The organism is Pseudomonas sp. JV414 (genome assembly GCF_032424305.1).
GTDB lineage: Bacteria > Pseudomonadota > Gammaproteobacteria > Pseudomonadales > Pseudomonadaceae > Aquipseudomonas > Aquipseudomonas lini.
Genome location: NZ_VYKC01000003.1, coordinates 196,637 through 209,391, shown reverse-complemented (window position 1 = coordinate 209,391; position 12,755 = coordinate 196,637). Strand labels below are relative to the sequence as shown.

Here is a 12,755-nt window from a genome sequence, read left to right as displayed (position 1 = left end):
CCGCTGACCCGCGACCATGGTTTCCTATCTGATCAAGGAGTCCATGCCATGGAATCGTTGCTGCCTTTCCTGTTGTTTGCATTCGTCGCCTCGATTACCCCGGGGCCGACCAATATTCTGGTGTTGAGCCACAGTTCACGGCGGGGGTTGGCTGCCACGCTGCCGATCATTTTTGGTGCATGCTTGGCGGCGGCGTTGATTGTGTTTGCAGTCGGGTTCGGCGTGGGCGAAACACTGCTGCAGTTTCCGCGTGTGCAACAGGCGATGGCTTGGGGCGGGGTGCTCTGGTTGAGTTGGCTGGCCTGGCAAATCTTTCAAAGTGCGCCGCCGTCCCTGGACCCGACCACCCCGCGTGACGAGGGTCTCAGCGTGTTCGCCGCCGCCACCCTGCAATTGGTCAACCCCAAGGTCTGGATGATGGCGGTGGCGGTGGTCAGCGTATTTGTTGGTGGCGGCGACAAGACCCTGCGCCTGGTGGTGTTGTCGCTGATGTTCCTGTTGGTCTCCTTGCCGTGCATGACCCTGTGGGCGTTACTCGGCGTGGGCAGTGCTCGAGCTTTTGGTTCGCCACAGGCGTTCAAACGCATGAACACTGCACTGGCTTTTTTGCTGCTGGTGTCGGCTTGGTTGACCGTGCTGGTGTAGGTCGAACATTGCCTGGACAGGGCGAAGCAAGTCACAGCTTGCTGTCACCCATCTATATCAAAAGGCCAAACCGATATTCGTGCTCTGTCCCTTCATGCCGGTACATAGGATCGATCAAGAAGCCACACCGTTGGAGTACTTTTGCCGAGCCGATATTTGCAGCGTATACGTTGGCAACCAGCTGTTTGAGGTTCCAATGCAACTGCGCCTCCTGGATCAGATGCCTCACCGCCAGCGTTGCCAGTCCCTGTCCGCAAGCGCTTTGAGCAATCCGATAGCCGACTTCTGCCGACCCCTCGGACATGTCGATGCCTTTCAGGTTCGCCCGACCCACTATTTTTCCGTCAGCATCTTCGATGACAAATGGGTGCCAGGTTCCGGCGGCAAAGTCAGATAAATAAGCCGCAATGTGGTCGGCGACGCCCTGTATCGAGTAAAAAGCAGCATCGCGCGCGTCAATGAAACGCTCGAACCACTCGCGATTGTCCAGTTCAAATGTCAGCAACGCCTCAGCATCAGTACTTTGTAGAGTACGAACTCTGACGGGTTTCATAAGGTCGCTCCCTTTTCTGGCAGAACTGCTTGGCCGATTTTTGCCTGCATCACCCGGCTGAATCCACAACCCAAAGCGGACAGCCTGGACCAGAATCAGGTTTCGGATTGATGAGCCGCCCAGTGTTTCATCTCTTCGGCAATGAAGTGGTTCACCAGGTCGCTGTACATCTTCTCGATTGCATCCGGGTTCAGGCCCTCGGCCTCGGCCCACTCGCGACGCGTCGCCAGCATTGACTTGAAACGCTCCGGAGCACGCACCGAAGTCGCCGAGGTCTTGAACTTCGAGGCAGCCAGCACGTACTGAAAACGCTTGCCCAACAGCTTGATAACGCCCAGATCAAGGGCATCGATTTCGCGTCGGATGTCCTCCATACCTGCACACTCTGCGGGCTGCAACTGATTGATGACTTCCATGTAAGTGACTCCGTTTGCTGCAGTTGATGAGACGCCAACACGCCGAAACCCCAGCCTCGGCTACTTCAGGCGAGCATCGACAATAATCCCTTTGACGATGTAGTTGGGCAAAAAAAAAGCGCAAAAAAAAACCGGCTGATGAGGCCGGTTCTTTTTTCGGGTGTCGCGGTAAAGCCATTCATTCATGCAGTACGATTTTGAATCAGACGATCGGAACCACCTTCAGCGACGCGGTTTTCGATCAGACGGTCGGAGCCACCTTCAGCAACGCGGTTTTCAATCAGACGATCTGAACCGCCTTCGGCAACGCGGTTTTCAATCAGACGATCCGAGCCGCCTTCGGCGACGACCGGGTGAGCAGAGGAAGCGGCGAAAGCGTTAACTGCAAAAACCGAGAAAATGATGCTGAGAAGGATTTGGCGTTTCATGATGGTGTGCTCCGGGGTGTTATTGGTTGGGTATGGAGCGGATGTTACGCCGAGGATTTTTTATGAGAACTTCATTGCGCTGATGGTGACTATCGATGCCAGCAATGGATGAAGCGTAGTGGGCGAATGCCGCGCCCATGTCGGTGCAGCCCCCCAGTAGGTGAACTGCTGAGAGGGGCGCAAAGCCCACTGTGTCCGATCAATTCCGTCATCAGACGAAACGTAGCTAGTCATTTGTCATCGCTCCGTCCACCGGTAGTTTCTTGGCCGATTGTTGCTGTCGCGAAGGGCTGCAAACGATCCATAGCGGCCCTCCGTGAGGGGCGGAAACCGGCCAGAAGCGGTATGTCGCTCAAAACACTCAAAAATACTGATTACTAAAGTAGTCAGGATCCGGAATAGCTCACTCGGTAGAAGGGACGGACGCTTTGCTGCCCAAGCGGATTAGTTCATTGGAGAAACACAGGCCGACGATGATCAGTGCCGCTCCCGCGTACAGGCTTTCGCGCGGTACTTCGTTGAGCGCCACAAACGCCAGCAGCGCGGCGAACAGTGGCTCGGTCAGCTCCAGCGCTTGCACTTGGGATGGTTTGAGATACTCGATGGCCTTGGTGGTGCAGAAAAAGCCCAGGATTGTCGGCAGCGTGGCCAGCGCCAGCAGCGCGGCGATCGCCAGCGGCGACAGTTCGCCCATCGCGAAACCATCGGCCGCAGCCGGCATCAGCAAGTACAGGCTGCCAAAGAACAACAATTGACGGGTGAAGTGCAGCCCCCCCGACACCCCCATACGCTTCATGGCAACCGAAAAGGCCCCATAGCCGGAGCCGGCCATGGAGGCGAGCGCAGCACCTTGCAGGGTAAAGCCCTGCTGCAGATCGCCGCCGAAGATCACCGAGATACCGGCGATAGCCAATGCGGCACCCACGGTAGCGTTCGCGGTGATGGCATCCTTGAGGAAAATGCGCCCCAAAATGATCGAGGAAATTGAGGCACTGGCCATCAGCACCACCACCACACCTGCCGCAGCGTAGTGTCGATAGGCGGACGTTTCGAAATGGAACAGCACAAAGATGCCAAGGAATGCGCAGATAGCCGCCTGAGTCCATTTGGTCGACGCCGCCGAGCGCTTGAGGAAAAACAATAAGATCGAGAGAAGCACGCAACCCAGTACGGTCTTGATGACAGCGACACTGCTAGCGGTGAAACCATTACTCATGAGTATTTTGCTGAGTACACCGATCGTTGCGTTCAGTGCCGCAGCGGAGAGTGCAAATATGACGCCTTTGCTGAAAGTGGATTGCATTGATGACGATCCCTGTCGCTGAATTGTCGTTCGATAGAATGCCGCCCTGTATCGACGGCGCAAAGTTTGAGGATACGAAGATCCCGCCAACCCCGGTATTTATTGTGGCATAAGCGCTGGGTCGCCCATAAGGATGATATTCGCCTTCTGTCGCCGCCAAGGGAGAGGTCAGAGGGCCTGGCCCTTGGCTATGCAATATGAGTTGACGAACGTTGCAGTGTGCTGCAAAGACTGACGTATATCCGGTTTGGCTATTCCATGCCTGTTGGCAAATTGCTCGACCGCCGCTGTATTAAAACGAGTGGTCTGGATAAAGTCCAAGGCTTCGGGTTTTGTATTCAAAAACGACGCGACCGGAGGAATACTCAGTAGCCACTTCAGCAGTCGGAGTGAAATGTGATGCCTGGGAGACTTTAAGCCCAGAGGTTGTGCCACCTGTATCAGGAGTTCTCGCAAGTTAGGAGTTTGATCATCAAGCGCCAGCAGTTCCTGGCCCACCATGGCAGGATCAAAAGCACAAACTGCCACCAGCTCAACCAGGTAATCCACGGTGACCAGTGGCAGCCAGTGCTCGGCGGTACCGGGCACTGCAGTCAGCTTTCCCAGCACAAGGTTGCGTATCAGCTCCACCAGCGGCTGACCGTCAAGGATATGCCCCGTACGGCTGTGGCCACAGACAGTTGCAGGGTGGACAACGGTAATCTCCCCGCCCTTGGCGGACATGACCTCCAGGGTCGCAAAATGCGCCTCCAGCTTGCTTCCCTCGTAACCACCGACATGTCGGTAGACGGCAGGCCAATTCGTCAACTCCGGATAACGAGGGTCAATTCCGATGCGTTGCAGATGTTCATGATTTTTCAACATGTAGCCGCCGATCATCACTAAACGGCTTTTTTGCTCAGCCGCCAACAGCGCCACACGCTTTGCCCCTTCCACATTCACCGCACGGGAATGCTCAACTGAAAGCCCCCATGCGAAGTGGGCGCCCAGGTGGAATACGACTCTGGCGTGCCTTAACACTTCTCGGTCAGCAAGACTCAGCCCGAGGTTGCCCCGCTCCAGATCGCCAGCTACGGCAAACACCCGGGTTGCGCACCCTCCTAACTTATCGACTTGCTCGCGCAACGCAGCCAGTCGCTCCGGGCGACGCATCAACACCCGAATGGTGTGACCTTTTGCACTCAGGTATGCCACCAAATGTTGACCGACGAAGCCGGTCCCCCCCGTGACAAAGCACTCCACGCTCATTTCCCTGTTCCTTGTTGAAGGTGAGAAATCAAGCGTAAACTATCGACCCAACTCTACAGTCAAGCGGTGTTTTCATGAAAATCGGCGAACTCGAGGCCCGCAGCGGCGCCAGCCGCCATACGCTGCGTTACTACGAGCAAATCGGCCTGATCTCACCGCTGCGGCAAACCAACAACTATCGCGTTTACACAGTGCAAACTCTGCAGGATCTGGACTTTATCCAGCGCGCGCAAAGCATGGGGTTTTCCCTGGGGGAAATAGGCGAGATTCTGGATGCGCAGCGGAACAAGCTGATCGATTGTGCTGGCGGCGCGAAGCTAATTGAAAAGAAGATGGCAGAACTCAAACAGAAAATCGCCAACCTCCAAAGCATTTATCGGTATCTGGATGAAGAGCGTGCAACCCTCGAAGCCAGTGCTGCCAAGCAACTTGAGCTTCAGCAACTGAGCAACTCTTCCAACTGAACTGTCAGCATCGGGGAAACGGAAGCTGCGGCCTGCCTCCATTTTCAAACCCATCGCTTACGCATTTTCTAAAACCTTGTAGCCAGGCCTGGACGGTCAGCGTCCGCCCAAAAGACCTTGCGTGGTTAAACAGGCGCCCGTCTACGCGGCAGCTACTCGATAATCTCATGCGCGTGAGAACATCCTTCGGATATGCGTACAGATCATGACCATTCAGCCGCGCAGACTGGATAAAGTTCATGATCGCCGCCGCTCGTTTGCCGCTGCGTATGGAGCCGGCCAATAGCCAGTTTGAACGCCCGAAAGCCCATGGCCGGATTTGATTTTCACATCAGTGGATGGCTCCGGATTCTCTAGACACATGATCTCCACTTTGGGTCGACTAGCGACCACCACTCGTTTTGACAGATCTACCTTTGTCCTCCCTCAACGTGGAGGACGAGCCATGAACACTATTGCTAGATACCCTCATCAGCCTTGGAATAAGGGAAAGCTTGTCGGGCAGAAAGCTCCGCTTCGAGTCAGAGATATCTGGGCCATTCGGGTCAGACTTCAGCTTGCGGAGAGGACGCGTGATTTGGCGCTCTTCAACTTGGCCATCGACAGCAAGCTACGTGCCTGTGACTTAACCAAGTTGCGAGTCCGAGACATCGCCCATGGGGAGCATGTTTCGTCGCGGGCCATCGTGATGCAGCAGAAAACTCAGCACCCAGTGCAATTTGAAATCACTGAGCAAACCCGAACCGTTCTGGAGGCGTGGATGCATCAGGCACACCTCCACAGCGAGGACTTCTTGTTTTCGACCCGATTGCACGCTTCAGACCATCTTTCCACCAGGCAATACGCTCGAATAGTCAAAGCGTGGGTGACAGCCATTGGCCTTGACCCAACCATGTACGGTACTCACACGCTACGGCGAACCAAGGCATCGTTGATCTATCGCAGGACAAAGAATCTGAGAGCAGTTCAACTCTTGCTTGGACATACGAAGCTTGAAAGCACCGTCAGGTACTTGGGCATCAAGGTCGATGATGCCCTAGAAATGGCAGAGCAGACAGAAGTCTGACCATCCACAGCGACGGTCTATGCCGGACCGTCGCTATCCGACCCAAAACTGCCGGTGGCGATAAGATAGTCAAAAACGGCCAAGTGCGGACTGACACACGGATTCCGTCCATTTGCGCGAACCAATGGGCACTCCGTAACAACCGCTGAACCTAACGACTTTCGTAGAGAGGTTGCCGATGCAGGACACACCAACCATGTACGGCACCCACACGCTACGGAGAACCAAGGTATCGCTAACCTATCGCAGGACGAAGAACCTGAGAGCAATGCGACTCCTGCTTGGCCGTACGAAGCTTGAATGACCGTTAGATACCTGGGGATCGAGGTCGACGACGCCCTGGAAATGGCGGAACAGACGGACGTCTGACCACCCACTGCAACGGTCGAGGCTAGACCGTCGCAGTCTCTTGCCAGGCTTGAGGTCGGCCAATGCCATATGGCCAGAAGGAAGGATTTGTTCAAGCATTGCTTGGCGAGGCACCAATCGCTGCAGATCTTCCATCGTGACGTTCCAGCTTTCCAGGCGTCTATAACTTTGTAGCCAAGGTTGGCTCTCATCCTGGAAGAGGGAGAACTTCTATGATCATTAAACCGCGCGTTCGCGGCTTTGTCTGTGTGACTACCCATCCCACTGGCTGCGAAGCCAACGTCAAGAATCAGATCGATTACGTTACTACGAAAGGATTGATCACCGGAGGGCCAAAGAGCGTACTCGTGATCGGTGCATCGACCGGATACGGACTTGCTGCGCGGATAACGGCAGCTTTTGGTTGTGGCGCCAGCACTCTCGGTGTGTTTTTCGAACGTGAAGGCGATGAGGGCAAACTCGGCACCGCCGGCTGGTACAACACAGCGGCCTTTCACACGTTTGCCGAGTCCGACGGCCTCTACGCCAAGAGCATCAACGGCGATGCTTTTTCCGATGAGATCAAACAGAAGACTATCGACGTTATCAAGCGCGACTTCGGGAAGGTCGACCTGGTTGTTTACAGTCTTGCCGCACCGCGCCGGACACACCCCAAGACGGGTGAAGTATTCAGTTCTACCCTCAAGCCGCTCGACAAGGCGGTGACCTTGCGGGGTCTGGATACTGATAAGGAAGTGGTCAAGGACACCACGCTACAACCCGCGACCCAAAGCGAAATCGATGGCACGGTGGCCGTGATGGGCGGCGAAGACTGGCAGATGTGGATCGATGCCCTGAACGAAGCGGGTGTTTTGGCTGATGGGGCGAAAACGACCGCGTTCACTTACCTGGGCGAAAAACTGACTCATGACATCTACTGGAATGGCTCCATTGGTGCGGCCAAGAAGGACCTGGATCAGAAAGTCCTTGGTATCCGTGAACGGTTGGCTGTGCTGGGGGGCGATGCGCGGGTCTCGGTATTGAAAGCGGTGGTTACCCAGGCAAGTTCAGCTATCCCGATCATGCCGCTGTATCTGTCATTGTTGTTTAAAGTCATGAAAGCGCAGGGCACACACGAGGGGTGTATCGAGCAGGTCTACGCGCTCTACAAAGACAGCTTGTACGGCCATTCTCCAGTTATGGATCAAGAGGGTCGCCTGCGCGCGGACTACAAGGAGTTGGCTCCCGAAATCCAGAATCGCGTCAAGCAACTCTGGGATCAGGTCAGCAATGATAACCTTTATGAACTTACTGACTTTGTCGGTTACAAGACGGAGTTCCTGCGTCTCTTCGGTTTCGGGATCGAAGGGGTGAACTACGAGGCTGAGGTAGATCCGGACGTCAAGATTTCCAACCTGTTCCAGGCTTAGGTCGTAAGTATGGATAGCTGCCTCGATGCCCCATGCAGAGGCAGCTGCTGCCCAAGAGGGGTTGTAACGGGATGTCTGTTTTTGGCCGTTTTCTGCCCGTCGCAAGTGGCACAAAGCGACCCAAAACGTACATCACTAAAGCGTGTTGAGAGCCGAGCTTCGGCCGTCCAAGTTTTGAGCTATTGCGATACTGGCGACAACGCATGAATGACATCCGCAGCCATCTTTTCAGCACTGTCCATCCCGTCGATCTGTAAGACCGGAGCGGTTTGTTCTGATAGCCACGCCTCGTGCCACGCCCGGTTGCGTCCTGAAAAGTCCGGGTTGTCATACTGCGAGGCCCATTCCCGAAAGGCCACATGTATCTCATGCATGTCACCACCCGGTGCTATCCGATTTCCAAAGCGCTCCTTTTCGCGTGCGGCCAGCCGTTCGAGGCGAACGGGCGTTGGTGTTACAACGAACACAATCAGATCGACATCGGCAATCAGCGCTTCTCCCCAGCCCATACAAGAACCGGTCAAAACCCAATCGTAGTCACCGAACTTTTGCTGGATCAATGACACACGCTCACTGGGAGGTCGCTTGGTCGTAAAAGGAGGGTTGGTGGGCATCCAGAAATAATCATCGACATCGACATGTCGTACACCGAGCAGAGTTGTGAGGTTTTGACCCAAAGTGGTCACGCCCGCACACGAAGCACCTGAAATGTAAATCCGCAATTTTTCCTCCATGAATACAAGTCGGTTTCGAGGCCGGCAAGATATCCCATACACGGTTGTGGCTCACTTTTTTCGGGCTGTAAATGACCGCTTTTGGCCGGTTGGTGACTCTCGCGAAGGGCTGTTACCTACCAGAAGCTGCCCGTCAGCATCAGTACCGTGGTCTGTCCCTGAATCTAACTAGGTTTAACCCTTTGAACTCAAGGATTTCGAGGAGGCTCTGGCTGGGCCACGCTGACTCTTAGCGCTCTGGCTACCTGGGTCTGAATCGCGTAGGCAGGCGCCTCAACGGTTGTGTAATCACGGGTATAGCGAGTGGCAAACTCGCGAACGCCCCATTGCAGGTACTGCTGCACGTGCTTCAATTCATGCGCCCACAGCGCGACATTGTTCAGTGCATCATCGGGACTGCGAAAGACGATGATGTCTATAAGGGTGACCGCACTTACATCTGGATTCTGCAGCATGGTGTGTGCGGCGTTCAGCTCCGCATCATCGCCTACCTTGTAGCGAGCCGAATCGAGCACTTGGATATCATAGTAGGGTTCGAGTTGGGCTCGGATATTCAGCGGGATTGTCCGAATATCGCCAGTTGCCGCGGTGTTGCGCGATTGTACAATCCAATTCTGCAATCCAGACGCCGCTATTTGGTTCATGTTTTCGAAAATCTCCCCAGTTTCCTCTTTGGAGCCTGGAGCACAAAAACAAGCGACCACGCAGACTTGGTACTGCCCTTGCGGGCAGGCGAACACAGCGGACGAAGTGCCAACGGAAAAGAGCGGTATCGCTAACCGGAAAATTTGACGCAGAAAGACAGTTAACAATGGGTTCTCCCGAAGGCAATGATGGTTGGCAGGCGATACTCTGGGCATCGCGCGCGCCCTGTCGCGTGTTCGATCAATGCGACTACCGTTCGATCCCCTGAGTTCCACAACTTCTTCAGGCCATTTCCAACATTGCCTGAAGGTCGCGCCTGGCCGGAAAGCGACGGTCTAACCAAAAAACGCAAAAAAAACCGGCTGATGAGGCCGGTTCTTTTGTCGGGTGTTGCGGTAAAGCCACTCATTCATGCAGTACGATTTTGAATCAGACGATCCGAACCACCTTCAGCTACGCGGTTTTCGATCAGACGATCCGAGCCGCCTTCTGCGACGACCGGGTGAGTAGAGGAAGCGGCAAAAGCGTTAACTGCAAAAACCGAGAAAGCGATGCTGAGAAGGATTTGGCGTTTCATGATGGTGTGCTCCGGGTGTTATTGGTTGGGTATGGAGCGGATGTTACGCCGGGGATTTTTTATGAGAACTTCATTGCGCTGATGGTGACTATCGATGCGAGCGATGGATGCAACGAGCGGGTGAGCGTCGCGTCTACGCTGGGGCAAACGCCTGACCGAGCGCAATCCTCCAAACACCCAATACCCCTGTCGGAGCGAACTTGCTCGCGATGGCGTAGTGTCAGCCAACATCAATGTTGGATGTGCTGGCCTCATCGCGAGCACATTGGATTTGTGGTGTTTACCGGACGACATCATGAGCGCAGACATCTCAACGACAAACAAAACGGGCGCCAACACGGCGCCCGTTTTCATTTACTCCGCTGCTTGAGCCCGCAAGCGCCGGCCGATCACATCCATCAAATCACAGCCATCGCGCAACGGAATGGCCAGCAGTTTGGCAAAATCCGACAACACCACCGTGTCGCAACCGATCTCGGCGCGGAAGGCGATGTTTTCCAGCACCTGAGTGACCGTGCGGATGCGGTAGTCGGCCATGGCTTGCAGGACGTCTTATCAGGGCCCCGTTTCCATTCCATATCTTAAGCACTCACTTGGCGGAGATATATCATAAGGCTCGGCAGTAGTCGCCGGTATCGAAACAGTATTGAAGGCCTGATTCCAGATCATTGCATGGTTTGGTTAATGCTTCCCTTGAGTAGGGCCAAGAGTCGGCCGTGGCACGAAGATAAGGCTCAGCTGCCTTGCACTGTCCTGTTTCGATCAAGGACCTACCGAGGTTGCGTTGAAGTACGTCATTAAATTGAATGTCAGCCGTTGAGGGAGAGTTTTTTTTCAATCCAAAGGATTGAAGACTGGTTTGAGCTCGCTGCAAGCTGACGGACGCACCCTCCCAATCTTGGCTTCGAGCGAGAGCCAGACCTCTATTGCCCTCTGCATATGGAAACCTGGAGTCTTCCGTTCCAAGCAGCCTAGCCGCTGCAGAAAATTGTGCGAGCCTGGTGCGTAAATTGGAATCGGCCGGGGCGGCTGCTACTGCTGCTTTCGCTGCCGCATATGAAGATGGGCAGTCACTACGTTCTTCGCATACTTCGGAGTTGAACTTAGCAGTCGAAGCCAGTGCCAATTTAAGAAAAGTAGATTCCTTACCAGGCGCACCTGTCGGTTCGATCGCAGTGCGGATCTGCGAAATGTCTGCTCCATAAGGAAGCAGTTTGGCATAGACTTCTATCCACTTCGGATCCTCAATTGCCGCTTTCATCATGTCTATCGTCCAAATGGCAGCGAGTGCTTGTGGTAGCCGATTTCCAAAGTAATCGTCGAAAAAATTTGGATCTGCAGGAAGGTTTCCGTGAACGCTTTCAACACCCATCCGATGGGAAAAAACGTATGTATCGGGTGAATTCAATGCACTAGTATAGGGCACGCGGCCGTCTCCCCAGACTGTACTCCATTCATTTGCCTCAGATATGTACGGTGCCCGATAGCCGGCTTCGGACGGAACTTTCCATATCCTTGAATAGTAGACCCAAGCGGGTACCTGTAGCTGTTTGGCTTTGAACCCATTCCGAAACTCTTTCGCTTTGCTTAACACATTTAAAAGCGATGAAGACGGAGAATACGAGTCCGGTCCATTGCCCTTTCTGAGCATCTGCTTGCCTGCAGGAAGTACCCAGAAGGCGGTGTCGTAGTAGCTCGTTTCAGGTGTGCCCACAGGATTCTCATCGGCACTGGGTACGCCCACGCACGAAATTTGCTCCGCAACTTCAGGTGTGCCTGGACTTAATTCGATCGCTCCCGGCCAAGTGAGAACAAGCGGTCTAATGCCTTGAGTGAACTGGGCACTAACTCCGTTCTCAAACGCGTCGACAAATTTCTCCGTAATAGATTTGAGTGGTTTGAAGTCATTGCGTGCTTTTACACTTTCATTTCGCTCTGGCTGAATGTACCCGCTCTGCACCATCCGAACTATTTCGCAACTACCTGTCAGCGGTGAACCAAGAGTCGTTAGCTGTAACAATCTTCTGTTGATGGAATAGTCTCCATGTTCGTGTTTCGTAGCCCAGATCCAGCTCACCAAACCACCCATACTATGGGAAATAACAACAAGATCGCGGTGTTTTGCGTCGAGTTGTTGGCTGATGCATCTTTCCAGGTCACGAGCGCCAGATCTGAGATCGCGGCGCCAGTCGTACCCACAAGTTATAAACTTAATCTGATTGTCGGATGCCCACTTCTGCATCGTGTCGACCGCTTCTCCGTAAAGGTCCATTGGGCCTAACGAGCGTAGTAGCTTGGGTTGTATTCCTGATTCAGCCTTTTCATCAATGAGGTCGGCTGGGAGCTCAAGCCGGGAGATGAGTGTTGATGGTTCTGATAGGTCTCCATAGATCATTCGACCGTTTTTATCAGTGAGAGCCGATCCTAAAATTCCAGGCACGAAAACTATGGCCAAACTTTCACGTTTACTTGCTAATACTTTGGCTACGCTCGGGTCTTTAGCACCTATCTTATGAAATGCCTCAAGTGTTGTTCTTAAGGTCTCACCTGAAGCTTTATCCGTCCAAGGGATATACGGCTGTGCCTGCACGAGGCACAAAGCGCTGTACACCAGATGTACGCTTAGTACGCCCATTTTAACCAGTTTCCAACGCAGTTTCCTTTGCATGTTTCCTCCTGAGAGGCTTGGTCATCATTCAACATACCCCCGAGGGGTTCCATTGTCGCTCCAGTGATCCATGGGACGACAAACATAGGTCTCATCTACTGTTTTATAGCTGAGAATTGGCAATACGCCATCACTGAGTGTGATTACGGTTTGAATGGAGTCTGATGAGCAGAAATAGTGGCGCTCCGTCGTGGTGGTTGACTGCGAAAAACTGAAAAAAGCATCTTCAA

Annotated in this window: 11 protein-coding genes and 5 pseudogenes; 5 read left to right on the top strand and 11 right to left on the bottom strand. The window is 53.9% G+C overall.

The genetic code is table 11. The annotated features are described in order from the left end of the window. Positions 1–48 precede the first annotated feature (48 nt). Entirely contained in the window at positions 49–645 is a 597-nt protein-coding gene (locus F6R97_RS05670; protein ID WP_048397209.1) for a LysE family translocator, read from the top strand. Positions 646–697: 52 nt separating this feature from the next. Here the strand turns inward: F6R97_RS05670 and F6R97_RS05665 are convergent, their stop codons facing one another. The 5 genes and pseudogenes from F6R97_RS05665 to F6R97_RS05645 all read right to left on the bottom strand — a co-directional run bounded on the left by F6R97_RS05665 (position 698) and on the right by F6R97_RS05645 (position 4,593). Continuing rightward, positions 698–1,198, bottom strand: a complete 501-nt coding sequence (locus F6R97_RS05665; RefSeq protein ID WP_048397207.1) for a GNAT family N-acetyltransferase — start codon at positions 1,196–1,198, stop codon at positions 698–700. 95 nt (positions 1,199–1,293) lie between these two features. Next, complete coding sequence (locus F6R97_RS05660) at positions 1,294–1,614, bottom strand: isochorismate lyase (RefSeq protein ID WP_038982711.1); 321 nt, start codon at positions 1,612–1,614, stop codon at positions 1,294–1,296. Positions 1,615–1,799: 185 nt separating this feature from the next. Then, a pseudogene (locus tag F6R97_RS05655) lies at positions 1,800–2,042 on the bottom strand (phage infection protein); the annotation flags it as partial. A gap of 403 nt (positions 2,043–2,445) precedes the next feature. Beyond that, complete coding sequence (locus F6R97_RS05650; RefSeq protein ID WP_315866220.1) at positions 2,446–3,345, bottom strand: DMT family transporter; 900 nt, start codon at positions 3,343–3,345, stop codon at positions 2,446–2,448. Positions 3,346–3,513: 168 nt separating this feature from the next. Beyond that, the gene (locus F6R97_RS05645) at positions 3,514–4,593 is read right to left on the bottom strand and encodes an SDR family oxidoreductase (protein ID WP_315866219.1); all 1,080 of its coding nucleotides are present in this window, start codon (positions 4,591–4,593) and stop codon (positions 3,514–3,516) included. A 74-nt stretch (positions 4,594–4,667) separates the two neighbouring features. Here F6R97_RS05645 and F6R97_RS05640 point away from each other — a divergent pair, with 74 nt between their 5' ends. Further along, on the top strand, positions 4,668–5,057 hold the full coding sequence (locus F6R97_RS05640; protein WP_315866218.1) for a MerR family transcriptional regulator: 390 nt from the start codon (positions 4,668–4,670) through the stop codon (positions 5,055–5,057). Between the two features lie 166 nt (positions 5,058–5,223). Here F6R97_RS05640 and F6R97_RS05635 read toward each other — a convergent pair. Further along, positions 5,224–5,385, bottom strand: a pseudogene (locus F6R97_RS05635) (IS66 family transposase); the annotation flags it as partial. 117 nt (positions 5,386–5,502) lie between these two features. Here F6R97_RS05635 and F6R97_RS05630 point away from each other — a divergent pair. The 3 genes and pseudogenes from F6R97_RS05630 to fabV all read left to right on the top strand — a co-directional run bounded on the left by F6R97_RS05630 (position 5,503) and on the right by fabV (position 7,901). After that, positions 5,503–6,123, top strand: coding sequence for a tyrosine-type recombinase/integrase (locus F6R97_RS05630; RefSeq protein ID WP_315866217.1), 621 nt, complete (start codon positions 5,503–5,505; stop codon positions 6,121–6,123). A 190-nt stretch (positions 6,124–6,313) separates the two neighbouring features. Then, positions 6,314–6,492, top strand: a pseudogene (locus F6R97_RS05625) (integrase); the annotation flags it as partial. A 212-nt stretch (positions 6,493–6,704) separates the two neighbouring features. Continuing rightward, entirely contained in the window at positions 6,705–7,901 is a 1,197-nt protein-coding gene (fabV, locus tag F6R97_RS05620) for an enoyl-ACP reductase FabV (RefSeq protein ID WP_315866216.1), read from the top strand. Positions 7,902–8,080: 179 nt separating this feature from the next. Here the strand turns inward: fabV and F6R97_RS05615 are convergent, their stop codons facing one another. From F6R97_RS05615 to F6R97_RS05595, 5 genes and pseudogenes are all read right to left on the bottom strand, one after another. Continuing rightward, a complete protein-coding gene (locus F6R97_RS05615) occupies positions 8,081–8,623 on the bottom strand; it encodes an adenylate kinase (RefSeq protein WP_315866304.1) in 543 nt (180 codons plus the stop codon). Between the two features lie 200 nt (positions 8,624–8,823). Next, positions 8,824–9,447, bottom strand: coding sequence for a DUF4157 domain-containing protein (locus F6R97_RS05610; RefSeq protein ID WP_231669688.1), 624 nt, complete (start codon positions 9,445–9,447; stop codon positions 8,824–8,826). A gap of 245 nt (positions 9,448–9,692) precedes the next feature. After that, positions 9,693–9,857, bottom strand: a pseudogene (locus F6R97_RS05605) (phage infection protein); the annotation flags it as partial. 354 nt (positions 9,858–10,211) lie between these two features. Continuing rightward, positions 10,212–10,409: pseudogene (locus F6R97_RS05600) on the bottom strand (hypothetical protein); the annotation flags it as partial. Between the two features lie 55 nt (positions 10,410–10,464). After that, positions 10,465–12,525 (bottom strand): lipase/acyltransferase domain-containing protein, encoded by a 2,061-nt coding sequence (locus tag F6R97_RS05595; RefSeq protein WP_315866215.1) that lies wholly within the window; start codon positions 12,523–12,525, stop codon positions 10,465–10,467. Positions 12,526–12,755: the final 230 nt, after the last annotated feature.

What these genes read in the sequence shown, in the direction of transcription:
- F6R97_RS05670 (WP_048397209.1), top strand. Translation starts at nt 49, where the DNA reads ATGGAATCGTTGCTGCCTTTCCTGTTGTTTGCATTCGTCGCCTCGATT.
- F6R97_RS05665 (WP_048397207.1), bottom strand. Translation starts at nt 1,198, where the DNA reads ATGAAACCCGTCAGAGTTCGTACTCTACAAAGTACTGATGCTGAGGCG.
- F6R97_RS05660 (WP_038982711.1), bottom strand. Translation starts at nt 1,614, where the DNA reads ATGGAAGTCATCAATCAGTTGCAGCCCGCAGAGTGTGCAGGTATGGAG.
- F6R97_RS05650 (WP_315866220.1), bottom strand. Translation starts at nt 3,345, where the DNA reads ATGCAATCCACTTTCAGCAAAGGCGTCATATTTGCACTCTCCGCTGCG.
- F6R97_RS05645 (WP_315866219.1), bottom strand. Translation starts at nt 4,593, where the DNA reads ATGAGCGTGGAGTGCTTTGTCACGGGGGGGACCGGCTTCGTCGGTCAA.
- F6R97_RS05640 (WP_315866218.1), top strand. Translation starts at nt 4,668, where the DNA reads ATGAAAATCGGCGAACTCGAGGCCCGCAGCGGCGCCAGCCGCCATACG.
- F6R97_RS05630 (WP_315866217.1), top strand. Translation starts at nt 5,503, where the DNA reads ATGAACACTATTGCTAGATACCCTCATCAGCCTTGGAATAAGGGAAAG.
- fabV (WP_315866216.1), top strand. Translation starts at nt 6,705, where the DNA reads ATGATCATTAAACCGCGCGTTCGCGGCTTTGTCTGTGTGACTACCCAT.
- F6R97_RS05595 (WP_315866215.1), bottom strand. Translation starts at nt 12,525, where the DNA reads ATGCAAAGGAAACTGCGTTGGAAACTGGTTAAAATGGGCGTACTAAGC.